Here is an 18,970-nt window from a genome sequence, read left to right on the forward strand (position 1 = left end):
TTTCGCATGTAGCGTTTCCGGGCATGCGACTTCGGGTGCTCTGTGCCGCTTCGCTGCTTCTCGTGGTGTCACCCACGCCGGCGTCGGCGTCTCCGGGCCTCTGGGAACTGACCGATCTGGCCGCTCAGCGCGTGCAGATCGCCGACAAGGTCGCGGCCGCGAAGTTCGGCACGCCGTCGCCGATCGACGACCCGGTGCGCGAACGGCAGATCCTCGACTCGGTGGCCGCGAAGGCACCCGGCCTCGGTCTCGACCCGGCCGATGTGGTGCGGTTCTTCCGCGACCAGATCGAGGCGAACAAGGTCGTGCAGCGCGGCCTGTACGCGCGATGGACCGAGCACCCCGGCACGCGGCCGCCCGGGCGACCCGATCTGGGGACCGAGGTGCGGCCGGTGATCGACCGGCTCAACGCGGGGCTGCTCACCGAACTCGCGGAGACCGGGGACGCGCGGGCGCGGCGGTCGTGCGACGTGCGACTCGCGGTCACTGTGCGGCTGGTCGACGCGCGGCGCGGGCTGGACCGGCTGCACTCCGGGGCGCTTTCGGAGGCCGTGCGATCGGCCTGTTCACGCTCCTGACCTGCGAAAAGGGAGCAAGGGACCTTTGCTACCACGCCGGCTGCCACCGCTCGCGCCGCATGTCGCGAAAGCCACTTTCGGGACATCTGACGTCCTGAAAGTGGCTTTCGCGACATCCTCGGGAGCGGCCAGTTGAGCCGCTGACCTGTGCAAAGAGAGCAAGGGACCTTTGCTACCACCCGGGCTCAGTCCAGGGCTTTCGCATCCTTGCTGATCGCCCAGCGGCCGGCCGCGCGCATCACGCGCCCCGTCCACAGAACCGCCCGGTAGGCCTTCGTCGCCTGATCGGGCACGTCGGGCCGGACGACCTGGTACGGCGCCACGGACGCGCTCGACCGGAGGTGCAACGGCATCCTGGTCATCGCCTCTTTCGGCGATCTCGCCTGGACGAAGTGATGCTCCGACAGGATCCGCCCGACCTCGTAGGGGTGCGGAAGCTTGACGGTGATGCGGTACCAGCGGAGCCCGGTTGCCGGCGACTCGACGCTGGGTGTTGGTGCGCTCATACGCGACCTTCCTGCGTGTTTCTCTCCAGGAGGTCTACTCCCGCTTCGCCCCGGCTTTCCAGCTTCGCGCGCCCGGTAGCCGTCCGGAGCCGGTGAGCGGTCGATCTCCATCGGCCTTCACACTGATCAGGTGCTGCACATCGTCTTCGTCTGTTCCGGCAACATCTGCCGCTCCCCGATGGCCGAGCTCGTCTTCCGCGCGAAGGCCGAGGAGGCGGGTCTCGATCACCTCGTGCAGGTGTCCAGCGCGGGCACCGGCGGCTGGCACGTGGGCGAGGCCGCGGACAAGCGGGCCCGCGCGAAGCTGGCCGAACACGGTTACCCGACCGGCCACGTCGCGGCCGAGGTCGACCGCGGGCATCTGGCCGCCGATCTGCTGCTCGCGGCGGACGAGGGACACCTGTCGTTCCTCCGGCGCAAGGTGTCGGACCCGGCGAAGGTCCGCCTGCTGCGTGAGTTCGATTCGTCCGCGCCCGCGGGTGCCGAGGTCCCGGACCCGTACTACGGCGAGGACGATGGCTTCGAGGACGTCCTCGGCATGATCGAGCGGGCCGTTCCGGGCCTGCTCGACTGGGTGCGCGCACACGCCTGAGGCCGACCGCTTACCGTGGTGGGGTGCGGTTGAAGTTCCTGCTGAAGCCCGGGTGGCTGGCGTTGACGTTGGTGGTGTTCACCTTCGCCATCACTTGCTTCACCCTGCTGGCACCGTGGCAGTTCTCCCGTAACACCGAACGCGAGCATCAGAACGCGGCGCTGCGGGAGTCGTTCTCCGGGCAGCCACGCTCGCTGGAGGAGCTGCTCCCCAACGGAGCCGTGCCTGATCAGCGCACCGAATGGCACCTGGTCGCGCTGAAGGGCACGTACCTGCCCGAGGGCGAGGTCGTGGCCCGTCTGCGCTCCGTACAGGGCGAAGCGGCCTACGAGGTCCTGACGCCGTTCCGGACCGTCGAGGGCACGGTCGTGCTGGTGGACCGCGGGTACGTCCGGCTCGACGACAAATCGCGCGCGCTCCCCTTCGCCCCGCCTCCCGCCGGAACGGTCGACATCGTCACGCGTGCACGCCACGACGAAAGGGACGGGAAGAACCGCGACGCCTTCGCCGACGAGTCGACCGGCGGGAAGCTGCAGAGCTACGTCATCGATTCGCAGGTAGTCGCGCGGGCAGCGAAGCTGGACATCCGTCCGGGTTACTTCCAGCTCGACGTGAACCAGCCCGGCGTGCTGGGTGCCCTGCCGCTGCCGCAGACCGACGCCGGACCGTTCTTCTCCTACGCCCTGCAGTGGATCGCGTTCGGCGCGATGGCGGTGATGGGATGGCTGTACTTCACCGTCCGCGAGCTGAAGCCGGGCGGCGCGCTGACGACGGAGCGGCCGCAGCGGCGCAAGAGCGTCGCGGAGATGCTGGCCGAAGACGAACGCTCCGAAGTGGCCACCTGATCTGACCCGAAAATGGACCTTTTGCAGGTCCATTTCCCGTGTTCCTCTTCGAATATGCTGATTCACCCGTGGGACGCCGCCCACGACGACGCCGAATGGCGGGCCTGGCTCTCGACGCACGACTTCGGCCAGCTGATCGCCGGCGGCACGGGCCGTGACCTGCCGATCGTCAATCCAGTGCACTTCGTCTACGACGGCGACCGGACGGTCCTGCTGCACCTCGCGCGCCCCAACCCGGTCTGGCCGCTGCTGGAGGAACACCCGCGCGCGCTGCTCGCGGTGATCGACGAGCACACCTACATCCGCTCCGGCTGGAACACCCCGGCCGACCCGCCGCACGGGGTGCCGACGTCGTACTACGCGTCCGTCCAGCTCGAATGCGACGTCCGGCTGGTCGACGACGCCGCGGAGAAGGCCGCGCTCCTGGACCGGCAGCTCGCGCATTTCGAGCCCGGTTCGGGCAGGTCGAGGGTGAGCGCGACCGAGGCTCCGGACAAGCGGCTGCTCCCCGGCATCCGCGGCGTCGAGTTGACCGTGACCGGGGTGCGGGCGAAGTTCAAGTTCGGCGGGAACAAGCAACCGGCCGACCGGTCACGGATCGACGCGGAACTCGCGCGGCGCGACGGGCCGATGGACGCACGGGCGCGGGCGCAGCTGGCGCGGCGGGAGCGGTAGCAAAGGTCCCTTGCTCTCTTTCCGCAGGTCAGCGGGCCTGGTGGTAGCAAAGGTCCCCCGCTCCCCCGCCCGTCCCGCAGCCAGGACGACCGACGGGCACTGTGTGGATTTTGGGACATCTGACGTCCCAAAATCCACACGGTCAGTCCCCAGGTGGTAGCAAAGGTCCCTTGCTCCCTACGCGATTTCGGGTCACCCTACGCAACAAAATCCACGCGGCCACCACACGGAGTAAGGGGTGTGTGGATATAGGGACACTCAACGTCCCTATATCCACACACCCCCACCCAAAGTGGTAGCAAAGGTCCCTTGCTCCCCCGGCGAGCGGAAACCGCAGGTCAGCGCCGACGCCGCCGCAGCCCGAGGACACCCGCCAGCACCACCGAGCTGATCGCGCCCAGCCACCCGACCACCCGCGAGAGCTCCACGGCCCGCGTCACGTGCCCGGCGTCCGGGTTGCGGCCGATGCCGAGCACCGGCAGTTCCTCGACCCCGTGCGGATACACCGTCCGCCCGCCGACCCGGATCTCCAGCGCCCCGGCGAAAGCGGCCTCGACGCGGCCGGCGTTCGGGCTCGGGTGCGCGGTGGTGTCCCGCCGCCACGCCCGCCACGCGCCGCCCGCCGAGCCGCCGACGACCGGCGCCGCGAGCACGGTCAGCCCGGCCGCGACCCGGGTGGGCACGAGATGGACGATTTCGTCCAGCCGGGCGACGAGCCACCGGTACCGCTCGGGGCGTCCGCGGCCGATGCCGCGCAGCAGGCTGATCGCCCGCGAGCCGAGCAGACCGGGGACACCGGCCAGTGCTCCCCACACCAGCGGCGCGATGACGACGTCCGCGGTGTTCTCGGCGAGCGTCTCCACCGAGGCGCGCGAGAGGCCGATGACGCCGAGGTCGTCGGCGACCCGCGGGTCCAGTGTGGACAGTGTGCCGCGCGCGGTCTCGAGTTCGCCTTCTTCGAGATCGCGGGCCAGTGAGGTGCCGTGCGCGGCCAGACCGGCGGCGCCGAGGACGGCCCAGGTGGTCACCGCGGTCGTGGTCGCCTGCAGGACGGGACTGCGCCGTCCCGCCCGCTCGGCGAGCACGCCCACCAGCACGGCGGAGCCCGCGAGACCGCCGGTCCACAGGACACCGGCCACCGGATGTTTCGACCGGACCTTCGCGTCCACCGCCGAAGCCGCTCTGGCGAACGCCGTCACCGGACGCCGCGACCGAGGGTCCCCGATCGCCCCGTCCGCGGCCACCCCCAACACCAAGCCGATCGCGCGCGCCGCGCTCACCGTCGCCCCCTGCATGCAGTATCCCTCGAAGACCTGCAGAGATTACTCGAAGATCATCCGTCCAGAAGGACGGCCATCTCGTCACGCGCCTGGATGACGATGTCCCGCATCGCGCGTTCGGCCCGGTCAGGGTCACCGGCGTCGACGGCCATCGCGACCTCGACGTGCAGGGCGACGGCCTCGGGCTGCGGCTCCTCCGGCATCAGCCCGTGCCCGGTGCGCCCGGCGAGGACCTCGGCGACGACCGCCGAAAGCTGGGCGAACATCGGATTCCGCGACGAGGACAGCAGCAGATCGTGAAAAGCGACGTCGTGCCCGAGGAAGGTGTCGAGGTCCCGCCGGTGCGCCGTCTCCTCAAGCCTCTTCGCCAAGGCACGGAGGCGGCCGCCCTCCTCCGGCGTCGCCCGCAGCGCGGCGTACCGGGCGGCGCACGGTTCCACGCCGGAACGCAGTTCGGTGAGGATGCGCAGCGCGGTCTTCCGCTCGGAGCCGTCGAGTTGCCAGCGGAGCAGCCTCGGGTCGTAATGGTTCCACTCGCTCGGCTCGCGCACGATCACCCCGACCCTGCGCTTGCTGCTGGTCAGGCACATCGTTTCGAGGACGCGCACCACCTCGCGCGCCACCGTGCGCGAAGCGCCGAACCGCTCTTGGAGCTCCTCCGAGCGCAGCACGGAGCCCGGCGGAAGCTCCCCGTTCGCGATCGCGGAACCGAGAGCGTCGAGCACTTCGGCATGCCTGTCGTTGCCCACCAGGCGAGTCTAACGTTCTGACTCGATTAAGTAGTACTTGATGTTGCTTAAGTAGTACTTTTGAGCTGTACTCGTCCCGGCTACAACGACGTGGGAGGTACGGATGACCGTCATCGTGGTGATGGGCGTTTCCGGCTCTGGCAAGACGACCGTGGGCACGGCACTCGCCGAACGCCTCGGCGTCGACTACGCCGAAGCGGATACGTTCCATCCGAAGGCGAACATCGAGAAGATGAGCTCCGGCCACCCACTGAACGACGAAGACCGGCAACCCTGGCTCGAAGCCATCGCCACCTGGATCCGGGACCACCAGTGCTCCGGCGGCGTCGTGACGTCTTCCGCGCTCAAGTATCGCTACCGCGACATCCTGCGCAGCGGCGGGAAAGTCTGGTTCCTGCACCTCCACGGCGACCGCGACCTGCTCGCCGATCGGATGAAGACCCGCTCCGGCCATTTCATGCCGGTGTCCCTTTTGGACTCGCAGCTCGCCGACCTCGAACCGCTGCGTCCGGACGAGCACGGCCTCGTCGCCGACATCGCGAAGAAGCCGGAAGAGATCGTCGAAACCGCCCTTTCCGCTTTCAAGGACCGCTGATGACCACCACACTCGCCGCCGCCTGGACCGGACACGACACCCGCCTCATCGGCGCGACGGTGCTCGCCATCGCCGTGATCGTCGTCCTGATCACCAAGGCGAAGCAGCATCCGTTCCTGGCCCTCATCCTCGGCTCCGGCGTGCTCGGGCTCGTCGGGGGCATGCCGGTGGACAAGCTGATCAAGAGCTTCAGTTCCGGCGTCGGCTCCACCGTCGCGTCGGTCGGCGTGCTGATCGCGCTCGGCGCGATCCTCGGCAAGCTGCTCGCCGACTCCGGCGGCGCGGACCAGATCGTCGACACCATCCTGCGCCGTGCGGGCGACCGCGCCCTGCCGTGGGCGATGGCGCTGGTCGCCGCGCTAATCGGGCTGCCGATGTTCTTCGAAATCGGCCTGGTCATGCTGATCCCGGTGATCCTGCTGGTCGCCAAGCGCACCGGGAAACCGTTGCTGATGCTGGGAATTCCCGCGCTCGCCGGGCTTTCGGTACTGCACGGTCTCGTCCCGCCGCACCCCGGCCCGCTCGCCGCCGCGGGTGCGTTGAACGCGAACGTCGGCCTCACCCTGGCCTTCGGCCTGCTCGTCGCGATCCCGACGGTGATCATCGCCGGACCGCTGTTCGGCAGGCTGGCCGCGAAGATGGTCCCGGACGCCGTCGCGCCGGAGCGGCTCGTCCCGGAATCGTCCTCTTCGGACGGACGGCGGCCGGGCTTCCTCGCGACGCTGTCCACGGTGTTGCTGCCGGTCGTGCTGATGATGGGCAAGGCGCTCGCGGACATCCTGCTGACGAAGGAGAACCACCTCCGCCGCGTACTGGACTTCATCGGCGACCCGCTGGTGGCACTGCTCGCCGCGGTGCTGCTCGGCATGCTCACCCTCGGCAAGTCCGCGGGCTTCACACGGGACAGGCTTTCGTCCACGGTGGCCGATTCGCTGCCGCCGATCGCCGGCATCCTGCTCATCGTCGGCGCGGGCGGCGGGTTCAAGCAGACCCTCGTCGACGCCGGGGTCGGCAACGTCATCACCAGCCTGGCCACCGGCGCGAACCTGTCGCCGCTGTTGCTCGGCTGGCTGGTCGCGGTCGCGATCCGGCTCGCCACCGGCTCCGCGACGGTCGCCACCGTGTCCGCGGCGGGCATCGTGGCACCGCTCGCGGCGACCATGGATCCGTCGCACAGCGCGCTGCTGGTGCTGGCGATCGGCGCCGGATCCCTGTTCTTCTCCCATGTCAACGACGCCGGGTTCTGGCTGGTCAAGGAATACTTCGGGCTTTCGGTCGGGCAGACGCTGAAGAGCTGGTCGATCATGGAGACGGTGATCTCGGTGGTCGCGATCGCGCTGATCCTGCCGCTGGGCGCCTTGTTGTAGCCGCGACACCTTGCGCGTGAAGGCCCCCTTCCCTCGGCTCAGCCGAGGGAAGGGGGCCTTCACGTATCTCCGGGTTGACACGTGACCTTTTGGTCACCTATTCTTCCGAAGTGCCCGACGACGACCTGGTTTTCAAGGCCCTGGCGGATCCGACCCGCAGGTTCCTGCTCGACCAGCTGTTCGCGCGTGACGGCCGCACACTGACCGAGCTGGAGTCCGAAGTGGACATGAGCCGGTTCGGCGTGATGAAGCATCTGAAGTTGCTGGAAGAAGCCGGACTTGTCGTCACGCGCAAGGAGGGCCGGGAGAAGAAGCATTTCCTCAACCCGGTACCGATCCGGCAGATCCACGACAGGTGGATCGACAAGTTCACCGAGCGCAACGTGACCGCGTTGCTCGACCTCAAAGCCGAACTAGAGACCGAGGAGCCCTCATGACCGACACCCAGGTTTACCGCGTCTACATCAAGGCCACCCCGGAGAAGATCTGGGACGCCATCACGAAGCCCGAGTGGTCGCAGAAGTACGGCTACACCGGCCTCGTCGACTTCGACCTGCGGCCGGGCGGCAAACACGCCACCCATCCGACGCCCGAGTACGTCCAAGCGGGTTTCACCAACGACTTGGTCGACGGCGAGGTCCTGGAGGTGGATCCGCCACGCAAGCTGGTCATCACCTGGAAACTGCGGATGGACCCAGCCTTCGACAAGGAGCCGTACACCAAGCTCACCTACGAGATCGAAGAGACGAAGACCGCGGGCACCCGGCTGACCGTCACCCACGACGTCACCGACGCGCCGACGACGGCCGCGCTGGTCAACGGTTCGCAGGAGGACATCAACGCCGGACCGGGCGAGAACGCCGGTGGCGGCTGGGCGTGGATCCTGTCGGACCTCAAGACGCTGCTGGAGACGGACGAGCCGCTCGTCCCCGCCGCTTCCTGACCGGCACCGACCCGAAGGGGCCCTTCACCGCAGCACAAGCGGTGAAGGGCCCCTTCGGCTTTCTCAAGCCTCAGGCGCCGCGAGGATCGCGTCGAGCAGACCAGGGAACACCGAGTCGAGTTCTTCGGCGCGCAACGCGTTCATCCGCGATGTGCCCTCGTAGTACTGCCGGATGATCCCAGCGCGCCGCAGCACCTTGAAATGGTGCGTTCCGGTCGACCGAGTCACCGAGATGTCGAACGTCCCGCAGCGGATGTCGCGCCCCGCCGCGGCCAGTTGCCGCACGATGCTCCGACGCACCGGATCCACGAGCGCCTCCAGTACCGACTGGAGGGCGACCTCCGCGAGGTCCGGGTGGTCGGTAATTCGCTCGACCGTGCTCTGCGACATGCCCGCAATGGTACGACACCGGTCAAAGTTTGACGACCGCCAACGTTTGATGTCTATCATACTTTGACAGTCATCAACCTACTGCGGGGACACCTGATGCCGAGTTCGAGCACGCCGACAGCGCTAAAGACGCGAAGCGGGGTGACGATCACCGCGCTCGCCACGGGATTCGTCATGGCCTCGCTGGACACGACCGTGGTCAACGTCGCGGGCGCCGCCATCCAGGCGGACCTCGGCAGCACCTTGACGGAGCTGACCTGGATCATCGACGGCTACATCCTGACCTTCGCCTCACTCCTGCTGCTGGCGGGCGGCCTGGCGAACCGGCTCGGCGCGAAAGGCGTTTACCAAGCGGGTATGGCGGTGTTCTTCGCCGCCTCGCTCGTCTGCGCGCTCGCGCCGAACGCCGAATGGCTGATCGCCGCGAGGCTCGCCCAGGGCATCGGCGCCGCGTTGTTCATGCCCAGTTCCCTGTCTCTGCTGGTGCGCGCGTTCCCCGAACGACGACAGCGCACGCGGATGCTGGGGCTGTGGTCGGCCATCGTCGCCACCTCCGCCGGTATCGGCCCGACACTGGGCGGGCTGTTGGTCGGCGCGTTCGGCTGGCCGAGCATCTTCCTGGTGAACCTGCCCATCGGGATCATCGGGATGCTGCTGACCCGGCACCACATCGCCCCGGTCGGCAGCAGTCCTCAAAGTCTCGCGGTACCAGGACATCTGCTCGGCATCGTCGCCCTCGCGGCGATCAGCTTCGGGTTGATCGAAGGGCCGCGGTTCGGCTGGGTTTCGGCGCCGGTGCTCGGCACCGCGGCGGTGGCGCTGATCGCCCTCGTCCTGCTCACGGCCCGCGAGCGGCGGACCGCGAACCCCCTGTTGCCGTGGCCGTTGTTCCGCGATCCCCGGTTCGGCGGGGCCAACCTCGTCGGCTTCCTGTTCAATTTCGCGTTGTACGGCACGATCTTCTTGCTGGGCTTGTACTTCCAGAACGCGCGCGGCGCGGACCCGTTCGAAGCGGGGCTACAGCTGTTGCCGATGACGATCTTCTTCCCGGTCGCGAACGTCGTCTTCTCCCGGATCTCCGGCCGGTTCGGCAACGGAGCGCTCATCACGGCCTTTCTCGCCCTTGCCGCGGTTTCGACGCTGTGTCTGGTGATGATCTCCCCCGGAACGCCGTACTGGGTGATCGCGCTCGGGGTCGGCACGGCGAACCTCGGGGCCGGGGTCATCTCGCCGGCGATGACCGCGGTACTCGTGGACGCTGGCGGACCGGAGCACGCAAATGTCTCCGGATCCGTGCTGAACGCGAACAGGCAACTGGGCTCGCTGGTCGGGGTCGCGGCGGTCGGCGTGGTCCTGCACGCGACACCGGATTGGACCGCGGGGGCGTCGCATTCGTTCCTGCTCGTCGGCCTGGCCTACGCCGCGGGCTCGTTCGTCTCTTGGCGGCTGCTCGCGTGAAGGCCCCCTTCCCTCGGCTGAGCCGAGGGAAGGGGGCCTTCACGCGCGATCTAGACCCGTTTGGTCGCGGCCTTGAGAGAGGCCTTCGCGGCGGCGGAACCGCCGATGGTGTCCAGCGCGAACAGCGCCGCACCGACCACGGGGGCGACGTCGACCACCTGGATCGAGGCCTGCGGGGCCACTTTCAGGCACCGCCGTTCGATCTCCGCGATCACCGGCGCGCCGACCCCGGTCAGCACTCCCCCGCCGAGGATGACTTCGGGTGCCTCCTCGGTGAGTTCGAGCCGTCGCAGGATGACCGAGACCAGCAGGGCGACCTCTTCGACGAACCGGTCGACCACGTCCTGCGCCACCTCGTCGCCGTCCGCCGCGACGGCGAACAGCAGCGGGCACAGACCGTGGATCGAGTCGGCGTGCAGATCCTGGAAGTGCAGGCGCTGCACCACTTCCAGTACCGAGGACGCCTTGAAGTGCGCACTGACGGCGGCTTGCAGAGCCGTGCCGGGACCGCGGCCGTCCTCGGCGCGGACGGCCCACCACAGGGCCTCCTCGCCGAGCCGGTAGCCGCCGCCCCAGTCACCGGAGATCTTGCCCAGCGCGGGAAACCGGTGTTCACGGCCGTCGGCGCTGACGCCGGCGCCGTTGATCCCGGCGCCGCACACCACCGCCACCCCCGTTCCGTCGGAACTGCCCGCGCGCAGCAGCGCGAGCGTGTCGTTGCCGACGATCAGCGTGTCGCTCCAGCCGCGCGCCGCCAGCGCGGCGTGCAGGATCGCTTCCTCCCGCGGGAAATCCAGGCCCGCTAGATAGGCCGACGTATGTGTCGCGAACGGACGTTCGTCAGGAAGCCCTGCCCCGCGAAGGGCTTCCAGGACCAGCTTCTCCAACGCTTGGACGCTGCCGTCGACCCCGATGTTCTGCGGGGACGCGCCCGGTCCTCGCGACTGCCCGAGCACCCGTCCGTCCCGCGAGACGATCAGGACGTCGGTCTTGCTGTTGCCGCCGTCGATCGCGACGACGACGTCCTGTGAGCCGGCCGTCATGCCCCCGCCCACGGCAGGAACTCACGGTTGATCTTCACCAGCGTGTCGGCGAGCTGATCGGCCTTGGTGTACTGGCCGATCAGCGGATGCGCGAGCAACGCGTCGGCCACCCTGTCCCGGCCGCCCTTGATCGCCGCCTCCAGCGCGAGGTGCTCGTACGCGGTCACCCCGGCGATGAGCCCGGCGAACCGCTGCTCCACCGGCGGCTGCGGGATCGGACGCGGACCCTTACCGTCCACAAGAGACGGAACCTCGATGACGGCGTCGTCCGGCAGGAAGTCGAAAGTGCCTTCGTTGCGGACGTTGACGACGTGTTCCTCGGCGGGGCCACCCGACGTGAGCGCGTGCACGAGCTGCACCGCGGCCTCGGAATAGTAGGCACCGCCCCGCTTTTCCAGCTGCTCCGGTTTGGTCACCACCTCCGGGTCGAGGTACACCTTGAGCAGTTCTTCTTCGACGTCGCTCACGACGTCCGCGCGCGGCCGCTCGGTGCGCTGTTTGGTGACCTGCTCGTCGTGCCCGTAGTAGTACTTCAGGTAGTACGACGGCACGACGTTCATCCGCCGCATCCATTCGACGGGCGCGGTGACGTGCTCGCCAAGGAATTCCGCGTGCTCCGCCAGCAGTTCCGGCAAGCGGTCCTCGCCGTCGACGAGCACCTTCCGCTCCCAGCTGAGATGGTTCAGTCCGGTGTGGACGAGTTTGACGTCGTCGACACCGGCGCCGAGCAGGTGCGCGAAGGTGCGCTGCAGGTGGATCGCGACGTTGCAGAGCCCGACGGCGCGGTGGCCCTCGTTCAGCAGCGCGCGGGTGACGATGCCGACGGGGTTGGTGAAGTTGACGATCCACGTGTCGTCCCCGGCGATCTTCCGGACCCGGTCGGCGATGTCGAGCACCACCGGCACGGTGCGGAGCGCCTTGGCGAGGCCGCCCGCGCCCGTGGTCTCCTGTCCGACACAGCCGCAGGCGTGCGGGAACGTCTCGTCCCCGCGGCGCGCGCGCTGCCCGCCGACCCGCAGCTGGATCAGCACCGCCGACGCGCCTTCGACGCCTTCTTCGAGACTCGCGGTGGTGCGGACCCGGGCCGGATGCCCGGCGTGGCTCAGCAACCGGTTGCTGAAGTCCCCGACCGCTTCCACCCGGTACGCGTCCGGATCGATCAGCACGATCTCGTCGACGTCCAAAGTGGACCGCCGTCCGGCGATCCCGTCGATCAGCTCGGGCGTGTAAGTGGATCCACCACCGACGACTGCCAGTTTCATCCCTTGACCCCTGTGAATGTGACGCCCTTGACGAAGGACTTCTGCGCGAATACGAACAGCACGATCACCGGCAGCATGATCAGCGCGGTGGCCGCCATGGTGAGGTTCCATTCCACGTGGTGCATCCCGCGGAACGACGCGATCGCCAGCGAAAGCGGCCAGCTGTCGCGGGTCTCACCGGTGTAGAGCAGCGGACCGAAGTAGTCGTTCCAGGTGAAGAGGAAGCAGAACATCGCGGTGGCCGCGATCCCCGGCTTCGCCATCGGGATCAGCACCTTGACCATCGCCTGGAACTCGTTGCAGCCGTCGATCTTCGCCGCTTCGAGATAGTCCTTCGGAATGGTGAGGAAGAACTGGCGCAGCAGGAAGATCGAGAAGGCGTCGAAGAAGAAGTACGGCACGATCAGCGGAACCAGCGTCCCGGTGAAACCGAGCCGCACCCACAGGTCGTACAGCGGCACGACGGTGACCTGCGGCGGCAGCATCATCGCGGCCACGGTCAGCATGAAGAACAGGTTCTGTCCGCGGAACTTCAGCTTGGAAAGCGCGTACGCCGCCGGGATCGCCGAAACGAGCGCTCCGAGGGTGGCCAGCGACGAGTAGAGCATGCTGTTGCCGAAGTACTGCAACAGCGGCGCCTTCTCGAACACCTCGACGAAGTTCTCGAAGTGCCATTCCTTCGGCCAGAAGTTCGACGAAAGCGCCTGGTCGCTCGACATCACCGCGGTGAGGAAGACGAACAGGATGGGCAGCATGAAGATCACGCCCATCGCGATGCCCACGCTGTGCGTCGCGATCCAGTACAGCTTCTTGTCCCATTTGCGCCGCACCCGCACCTTCGGCGGTTCGGACGCCGGGGCGGTGTGCCGGGGCTCGGCCAGTGTGGTCATCCGCCCTCCTCCTGGTGCTGGGACTTACGAAGCTGCCGCACGAGAATCCAGGTGAACCCGGCCGAGACGATGAACAGCAGGACCGCCATCGCCGCCGCGTAACCCATGTTGAAGTACCGGAAACCCTGGACGTACAGCCAGACCGGGTAGGTCAGCGTCGAGTTCTGTGGTGCGCCGATGAATCTCGTGTTGCCCGCGACGTCGGCCGCGCCCGCGGCCGCCGATCCCGCGACGATCGCCTGGGTGAAGAACTGCAACGCGAAGATCATCGAGTTGACGACACCGAACAGCAGCACCGGCGAGATCGACGGCAGCGTCACGTGCCAAAACCGGCGGACCGGCCCGGCGCCGTCGAGTTCGGCGGCCTCGTACTGCTCCTGCGGCACATCGAGCAGCGCCGCCAGGATGATGATCATCAGCTCGCCCGAACCCCACATCACGAGCAGGGTCAGCGCGGGCTTCGACATCGCCGGATCGTTGAACCACAGGCCGCCGTCGATGCCGACCGCGCCGAGGAACGCGTTGACCGGTCCGTATTCCGGGTTGAACAGGAACACGAACGCCAGGGTCGCCGCGGCGGGCGGGGCCAGCGAAGGCAGGTAGCAGAGCGTCCGCACCAGGCCGACACCCGATTTGAGCCGGGAGATGATCGACGCCGTGCCGAGGGCGAACACCACACGGCAGAACGTCAGGACGATCACCAGCCACAGCGTGTTGTACGCGGCGGTGCCGACCAGCGGCTCGCTGGTGAACATGCGGATGTAGTTGTCGAAGCCGACGAATTCCGGCGCGTTGATCAGGTCGTAGCGGGTGAACGAGTAGTACACCGTGGCGATCAGCGGGTAGCCGAAGAAGATCAGGAACCCGAGCGTCGCCGGTGCGATGAAGTAGAAGACTGTGCGACGACGGCGTGCCGCGTTCCCCTTCCGCGTCCGGGTGGACGCGGAAGAGGAACCGACCGCCCTGGAATCCAGGGTCGTTGTCATGCGATCAGCCGCCGGCGCGTTTCTGGGCCAGCTCGTCGTTGATCTGCGCGTCGACCTGCTTGAGACCCGCGACCATGTCGGGGATGTTGCCCGCCTGCCACTTCTCCGCGAAGTCGTTGACGGCCTTGAGGTGCGCGTCGCCGATCGGCGTCGACGGGTTCGGCATCAGCTTCCCGCCGTTGTAGAGGTCGAGGAACGTCTTGAATTCCGGCGTGACCTCGAGCTTCGGGTCGGTCAGCGCGGCCTTGGTGCTCGGGACGTTCTTCAGCCCGTTCGACAGCTCGACCAGTGTCGAGGTGTCGAGGGTGACCTGCTTGATCAGTTCCCAGGCCGCGCCGGGGTTCTTGGCGCCCTTGGGGATCGCGATGATCGTGCCCGTGGTGAACGCGCCGCCGTAACGGTCCGGCTTGCTGTCGAGCACCGGCGGGGCCGCCGTGCCGAACTTCAGGGTGGGAGCCTGGTCCTTGATGAACGCGGTGCGGTACTCGCCGTCGATCATCATCGCGAGCTTGCCGCGCTGGAAACCGTGGTCCGCCGAGTACTCCTCGCCGAGGCCCGCCTTGAACTGCTCGACCTTGGCGTGGCCGCCGTAGAAGTCGACGAGCTGCTTCTGGAAGTCGAACATCGCCTTCCACTCGGGGCTGTCGGCCAGGTGCGACTGCCCGTCCGGGCCTAGGTAGGTGGCGCCGAAGTTCGGGGCCCAGTACTGCGCGTAGTTGGCGTAGAACGGCATCGACGGCAGGAAGCCCGCGGTCTTGATGGAGCCGTCCGGATTGAACTCGGTCAGCTTCTTGGTGGCCTCGAACAGTTCCGAGGTCGTCTTCGGCGGCGAGGTGATGCCCTTCGCCGCGAACATGTCCTTGTTGTAGTAGAAGCCGTAGACGTCGGCGAGCAGCGGCATGGCGCAGCGCTTGCCCTGGAACTCGGTGTAGCTGCGGACCGCGTCGGGAATCTGTGCCAGGTCGATCTTGTCGCGGTCGATGTAGGGCTTGAGATCCTGGAAGCTGCCCGTCGAGCACCACGCGCCGAGGTTGTCGGTGAAGAACGAGATCGCCACGTCCGGCGGGTTGCCACCGCGGATGGACTGGGTGATCTTGTCGTCGTCCTGCTGGCCTTCGTGCTTGATCTCGATGTTCGGGAACTTCGCCTTGAGCTTGTTGAGCCCGGCGGTGACCACGTTGTACTCGCGGTCGGTGAACTTGCTGTAGACGGTCAGCGTGAGCTTCGCGTCCGCGGCGGGGGCGGCCGCCGCGTCACCCGACCCGCCGTTCGGGCCGCTTGCCGCGCCCGAACAGGCGGACACCAAGGCGGCGACGGTGACCGCGCCGAGCACTATCGAGCCGCGCCAACGGCGGCCGCTTCTCCGAACCTGGGTCGTGGAACTCATGACCCTCCTCCTAGTTGGTTGGGGCGGGAGACGGTGGTTCTGTTCGTGAATCCGGGATAGCCACGATCGGGTTCGGCTCTCCCGCCCCGGACCGTCTCGGCCCGAGGAGCGAAGGGGTGTTGACGCCGAAGACGTCCCTGCGCACGGTGGCGAGCGCCGATTGGAGCGCACCCGCGCGGACCGCGTTGCCCTGCACCGAAGCGACCCCGACGGGGGTGCGGGGCAGGACCAGCTCGTGCAGCCTTTTCGCGACCAGGGCGGCGAATTCGTCACCACCGGCCCGGCTGGTGTCACCGGAAAGAAGCACGAGTTCGGGGTCGACGACCGCGATCAGGCTGGCCGCTCCGCCCGCGACACGGCGGGCGAGGTCGTCGAGGAAGGCTTCGTTCTCGCTTTCGCGGGCCTTGGCGACCGCGTCCGCGCCGGTCTCGGCGTCGATGCCGTGCGCGGCGGCGAGTTCGACGACCGCCGGGGACGCGACGAGGTCACCGAAACGATCTCCGGCGCGGGGCTTCTCGTTCGATGTGGCCACGGAAACCGGGTCGGGAACGCGCATCCAGTCGATCTCGCCGCCACCGCCGGTCGCGCCGCGCAACAGCCTGCGGCCGACCACCACCGCGCCACCGACGCCGTCGCTGAGCCAGATCATCACGAAGTCGTCGAGTCCGACGGCCTGGCCGACCGTCATCTCCACGATCGCGACGAGGTTGACGTCGTTCTCGATGGTGACCTCGACGCCGAGCTCCGCGCTGAGCCTGCGCGGCACGTCGAACCCGAGCCAGCCGGGGATGTGCGGCGCGGAGGAGAGCAAACCGGTGCGCGGGTCGAAGGCTCCCTGCGCGCCGATGACGACGTGGCGGAGATCGGTGGCGGCGAGCCCGGCGCTGTTCGCGACATGGGTGAGCGCCGCACCGAACGTGCCGACGACGTCCGCGCCCTCGTGTACCGGCACCGGGACCTGGTACTCGGCGAGTACCGCGCCCGTGACGTCCGCGACGACGAAATCGGCCTTCTGCGGTGTCAGGTCCACGGCCGCGACGTAGGCGACACCGCCGTTGACCTGCCAGAGCTGCGCCCTCGGGCCACGGCCGCCACCGCGCACGCCCGCCTTGGTGACGACGTCGTCCTGTTCGAGGCGGGTGAGCAGCTGCGCCGTCGCGGGCTTGGACAAGCCGATCGCGACCTCGAGCTCGGAGCGCGTCAGCGGGCCGTCCTTGAGGAGGACCTCGATGGCCGCGCGATCGTTGATCTCGCGCAGCATTCGCGGACTGCCGGCTCGCACTGGGGTTACTCCCGACTTCGTTAGGAAACTTTACAGACGGTTTCCGGGGACTGTAGTGAGCCGAGCCACAGCCGTCAACGGGGCCGGGAAACGGGGAGGTAACGCTTGCCGTGTCCCGCACAGTGGGTATGCATGGGCGCACCGAGCGTGGATGGCAGCCGTTCCAGTTCTTGACTGGTCATTCTTGAATGACTATTCTCAAACTCATGGCCCGACCACGCCAGTTCGACGAGACGACAGCGATCGAAGCCGCGGCGGCGGTCTTCCGGCAGCGGGGATACAACGCGACTTCAGTCGATCACCTCGTCGAGGCGACGGGTGTCCACCGGGGAAGCCTGTACGGCGCGTTCGGCAGCAAGCACGGCTTGTTCGCCCGGGCGCTGGAACACGTCACCGCGGACCGCGACGAGCAGCTCGACATCCTGCTGGTCGCACTGCTCGAACTGGCGCCCACCGACAAGCGGCTGCGCGCCCACGCACGGGCCGTCATCCAGGACCTCGGGACGACCCCCGACCAGCTGGGACGACGGCTGCTGGCCCGCGCCCGCGTGCAGGACACCGACGACGAAGGAGAAAAGACATGAGCAACAACCGGGTCACCATCAGCGGCGACCGGCTCGTGGTCGAACCCGTGGGGATCGACAAGGTCTGGTCATTCACCCGGCGGCTCGAATTCCCGCTCGCCCACGTCCGCGGCGCGACACACGACCCGGGGATGCGCGATGAGCCGAAGGGCTGGCGCGGACCGGGTCTCCGGATCCCCGGCAAACTCGCCGGCACCTTTCACGCCGACGGCGACCGGCAGTTCTGGAACGTCTCCGGATTCGACCGCACGGTCGTCATCACCCTCGACGAGGCCGAGGACTTCAACCGGCTCGTGCTCACGGTCGACGATCCCGCCGAGACCGTCACCGCCGTCAACAACGCGATCGCGGTCGCTTGAGTACATGAAGGCCCCCTTCCTTGCGCCTGGCGCAAGGAAGGGGGCCTTCATGTACTCGGCAAGGTGGGTTAGACGCCTGCCCAGGCCGCCAGCATCACGCGCGCGATCGAGGAGTTCCCCGGCAGCACCAGCTGCCGCGTCCCACCGGCGATCGGCGTCGGCACAGCGCCCGCGTTCCGCAGCTGACTGTTCGCGAAAGCGGCCCGCACCTCCTCGCGCGAAACCCAGAACGCCTCTTCGATCTCGTCCTCCGCGGGCACCAGCGGAGCGGAGATGTCGGCCCTGGCGGCGAAGCCGAGCATGATCGACCGCGGGAACGGCCACGGCTGGCTGCCGAGGTAGCGCACGTCGCGCACCTCGACGCCGACCTCTTCGCGGATCTCCCGCTCGACACAGCCTTCGAGCGACTCCCCCGCCTCGACGAAACCGGCGAGGATCGAGTACCGGTCCGGCGGCCAGATCGGCTGCCGGGCCAGCAGGACATGCTCGCCGTTGACACCGGCGTCGTCGTGCACGAGGCAGATCACGGCCGGGTCGGTGCGCGGGTACTCCTCCCGGCCGCAGCCGGTGCATTTGCTCGCCCAGCCCAGCTGGACCAGCTCGGTCGGGCTTCCGCAGCGCGTGCAGAACTTCGCCTGCCGCCGCCAGGCCTGCAGCGCCTGCGCGGTGGTGAACAGCCCGGCCGACGTGTCGTCGAGCAGGTCGCCGTAGCCGCGCAGGTCGACCCAGATCTCGCCTTCGTGCCGGGCGACCTGTTCCACGACGCCCCAGCTGCCCGCCATTTCGACGGTCTCGGTCTCCCCCGCGGGGTGGCCGGGCAGCGACCAGTAGTCGGTGCCCTGCCACTCCCCCAGGAAGACCGCGTCGGCCGGCGGCTCGGCGCCGAAGTCCTGCGACTTGCGGGTCGCGAGCGTGCCGGAACCCTCCACCACCGGAGTGCGCGCGTGCTCGTCGAGCAGCACGACGCGCGCGTTCGGCCAGCGCTCGGCGAGCCTGTCCGGGTTGGTACGCAAGGACTCCTGACGATCCGCGGTGGAGCGCGAAAGCGTCGGGAGCGCCCCTAACCCGAACGGCGTCTCCATCAGGCTGTTCCTTCCGCGAGTGTGCGCGCCACCGCGATCGCGTCGCCAGGGCGCGGCATATGACAAGCACTCACGACTCGGCAAAAGGCGCCCTGCCGCCACGATCGCGGAGCCTGA

The 18,970-nt window shown here is 68.2% G+C and carries 22 protein-coding genes; 11 read left to right on the plus strand and 11 right to left on the minus strand.

All coding sequences use genetic code 11. The features are described 5' to 3' along the window. Nucleotides 1-23 precede the first annotated feature (23 nt). Nucleotides 24-578 carry a chorismate mutase gene (locus ACIBTM_RS42355; RefSeq protein ID WP_395882777.1) on the plus strand — a complete coding sequence of 185 codons (555 nt, stop codon included), beginning with the start codon at nt 24-26 and terminating at the stop codon, nt 576-578. A 185-nt stretch (nt 579-763) separates the two neighbouring features. Here the strand turns inward: ACIBTM_RS42355 and ACIBTM_RS42360 are convergent, their stop codons facing one another. Continuing rightward, on the minus strand, nt 764-1,084 hold the full coding sequence (locus ACIBTM_RS42360) for a hypothetical protein (RefSeq protein WP_395882778.1): 321 nt from the start codon (nt 1,082-1,084) through the stop codon (nt 764-766). Nucleotides 1,085-1,214: 130 nt separating this feature from the next. Here ACIBTM_RS42360 and ACIBTM_RS42365 point away from each other — a divergent pair, with 130 nt between their 5' ends. Genes ACIBTM_RS42365 through ACIBTM_RS42375 form a run of 3 tightly spaced genes read left to right on the plus strand, consistent with a single transcriptional unit; the run spans nt 1,215 to nt 3,196 of the window. Then, entirely contained in the window at nt 1,215-1,676 is a 462-nt protein-coding gene (locus ACIBTM_RS42365; protein ID WP_395882779.1) for a low molecular weight protein-tyrosine-phosphatase, read from the plus strand. Between the two features lie 23 nt (nt 1,677-1,699). Continuing rightward, entirely contained in the window at nt 1,700-2,521 is an 822-nt protein-coding gene (locus tag ACIBTM_RS42370) for an SURF1 family protein (RefSeq protein ID WP_395882780.1), read from the plus strand. 54 nt (nt 2,522-2,575) lie between these two features. Further along, complete coding sequence (locus ACIBTM_RS42375; RefSeq protein ID WP_395882781.1) at nt 2,576-3,196, plus strand: FMN-binding negative transcriptional regulator; 621 nt, start codon at nt 2,576-2,578, stop codon at nt 3,194-3,196. Between the two features lie 338 nt (nt 3,197-3,534). Here ACIBTM_RS42375 and ACIBTM_RS42380 read toward each other — a convergent pair whose 3' ends face one another. Next, complete coding sequence (locus tag ACIBTM_RS42380; protein ID WP_395882782.1) at nt 3,535-4,491, minus strand: cobalamin biosynthesis protein; 957 nt, start codon at nt 4,489-4,491, stop codon at nt 3,535-3,537. A 38-nt stretch (nt 4,492-4,529) separates the two neighbouring features. Then, the gene (locus tag ACIBTM_RS42385; protein ID WP_395882783.1) at nt 4,530-5,225 is read right to left on the minus strand and encodes a FadR/GntR family transcriptional regulator; all 696 of its coding nucleotides are present in this window, start codon (nt 5,223-5,225) and stop codon (nt 4,530-4,532) included. A 103-nt stretch (nt 5,226-5,328) separates the two neighbouring features. Here ACIBTM_RS42385 and ACIBTM_RS42390 point away from each other — a divergent pair, with 103 nt between their 5' ends. From ACIBTM_RS42390 to ACIBTM_RS42405, 4 genes are all read left to right on the plus strand, one after another. Continuing rightward, the gene (locus ACIBTM_RS42390; RefSeq protein ID WP_395882784.1) at nt 5,329-5,820 is read left to right on the plus strand and encodes a gluconokinase; all 492 of its coding nucleotides are present in this window, start codon (nt 5,329-5,331) and stop codon (nt 5,818-5,820) included. Next, nucleotides 5,820-7,187, plus strand: a complete 1,368-nt coding sequence (locus ACIBTM_RS42395; protein ID WP_395882785.1) for a gluconate:H+ symporter — start codon at nt 5,820-5,822, stop codon at nt 7,185-7,187. Before ACIBTM_RS42390 ends, ACIBTM_RS42395 begins: the two co-directional genes overlap by 1 nt. Nucleotides 7,188-7,297: 110 nt before the next feature. Next, the gene (locus ACIBTM_RS42400) at nt 7,298-7,624 is read left to right on the plus strand and encodes a helix-turn-helix transcriptional regulator (RefSeq protein WP_016331552.1); all 327 of its coding nucleotides are present in this window, start codon (nt 7,298-7,300) and stop codon (nt 7,622-7,624) included. Then, the gene (locus ACIBTM_RS42405; protein WP_395882786.1) at nt 7,621-8,130 is read left to right on the plus strand and encodes an SRPBCC family protein; all 510 of its coding nucleotides are present in this window, start codon (nt 7,621-7,623) and stop codon (nt 8,128-8,130) included. Before ACIBTM_RS42400 ends, ACIBTM_RS42405 begins: the two co-directional genes overlap by 4 nt. Before the next feature lie 63 nt (nt 8,131-8,193). Here ACIBTM_RS42405 and ACIBTM_RS42410 read toward each other — a convergent pair whose 3' ends face one another. Continuing rightward, the gene (locus tag ACIBTM_RS42410) at nt 8,194-8,520 is read right to left on the minus strand and encodes an ArsR/SmtB family transcription factor (RefSeq protein WP_395882787.1); all 327 of its coding nucleotides are present in this window, start codon (nt 8,518-8,520) and stop codon (nt 8,194-8,196) included. A 96-nt stretch (nt 8,521-8,616) separates the two neighbouring features. Between ACIBTM_RS42410 and ACIBTM_RS42415 the strand changes: the two genes are divergently transcribed. After that, complete coding sequence (locus ACIBTM_RS42415) at nt 8,617-9,978, plus strand: MFS transporter (RefSeq protein WP_395882788.1); 1,362 nt, start codon at nt 8,617-8,619, stop codon at nt 9,976-9,978. Nucleotides 9,979-10,028: 50 nt separating this feature from the next. On the opposite strand, the gene ACIBTM_RS42420 is transcribed toward ACIBTM_RS42415, so the two are convergent. Genes ACIBTM_RS42420 through ACIBTM_RS42445 form a run of 6 tightly spaced genes read right to left on the minus strand, consistent with a single transcriptional unit; the run spans nt 10,029 to nt 16,807 of the window. Beyond that, the gene (locus tag ACIBTM_RS42420; RefSeq protein WP_395882789.1) at nt 10,029-11,033 is read right to left on the minus strand and encodes an N-acetylglucosamine kinase; all 1,005 of its coding nucleotides are present in this window, start codon (nt 11,031-11,033) and stop codon (nt 10,029-10,031) included. Next, complete coding sequence (locus tag ACIBTM_RS42425; protein ID WP_395882790.1) at nt 11,018-12,283, minus strand: 6-phospho-beta-glucosidase; 1,266 nt, start codon at nt 12,281-12,283, stop codon at nt 11,018-11,020. Before ACIBTM_RS42425 ends, ACIBTM_RS42420 begins: the two co-directional genes overlap by 16 nt. Then, a complete protein-coding gene (locus ACIBTM_RS42430) occupies nt 12,280-13,173 on the minus strand; it encodes a carbohydrate ABC transporter permease (protein ID WP_395882791.1) in 894 nt (297 codons plus the stop codon). The genes ACIBTM_RS42425 and ACIBTM_RS42430 overlap by 4 nt, the downstream gene beginning before the upstream one ends. Continuing rightward, on the minus strand, nt 13,170-14,159 hold the full coding sequence (locus ACIBTM_RS42435; protein ID WP_395882792.1) for a carbohydrate ABC transporter permease: 990 nt from the start codon (nt 14,157-14,159) through the stop codon (nt 13,170-13,172). The genes ACIBTM_RS42430 and ACIBTM_RS42435 overlap by 4 nt, the downstream gene beginning before the upstream one ends. Nucleotides 14,160-14,163: 4 nt before the next feature. Then, nucleotides 14,164-15,546: an extracellular solute-binding protein gene (locus ACIBTM_RS42440; protein WP_395882793.1), complete on the minus strand. Its 1,383-nt coding sequence runs from the start codon at nt 15,544-15,546 to the stop codon at nt 14,164-14,166. A 10-nt stretch (nt 15,547-15,556) separates the two neighbouring features. Further along, nucleotides 15,557-16,807, minus strand: coding sequence for an ROK family transcriptional regulator (locus ACIBTM_RS42445; protein ID WP_395882865.1), 1,251 nt, complete (start codon nt 16,805-16,807; stop codon nt 15,557-15,559). A gap of 227 nt (nt 16,808-17,034) precedes the next feature. Between ACIBTM_RS42445 and ACIBTM_RS42450 the strand changes: the two genes are divergently transcribed. Together ACIBTM_RS42450 and ACIBTM_RS42455 are read left to right on the plus strand one after the other, a co-directional pair. Next, nucleotides 17,035-17,412: a TetR/AcrR family transcriptional regulator gene (locus tag ACIBTM_RS42450; protein WP_395882794.1), complete on the plus strand. Its 378-nt coding sequence runs from the start codon at nt 17,035-17,037 to the stop codon at nt 17,410-17,412. Next, a complete protein-coding gene (locus ACIBTM_RS42455; protein WP_395882795.1) occupies nt 17,409-17,771 on the plus strand; it encodes a hypothetical protein in 363 nt (120 codons plus the stop codon). The genes ACIBTM_RS42450 and ACIBTM_RS42455 overlap by 4 nt, the downstream gene beginning before the upstream one ends. 68 nt (nt 17,772-17,839) lie before the next feature. On the opposite strand, the gene nudC is transcribed toward ACIBTM_RS42455, so the two are convergent. Further along, on the minus strand, nt 17,840-18,853 hold the full coding sequence (gene nudC / locus ACIBTM_RS42460; protein ID WP_395882796.1) for an NAD(+) diphosphatase: 1,014 nt from the start codon (nt 18,851-18,853) through the stop codon (nt 17,840-17,842). Nucleotides 18,854-18,970: the final 117 nt, after the last annotated feature.

The organism is Amycolatopsis sp. NPDC049868 (genome assembly GCF_044461365.1).
Taxonomy (GTDB): domain Bacteria; phylum Actinomycetota; class Actinomycetes; order Mycobacteriales; family Pseudonocardiaceae; genus Amycolatopsis.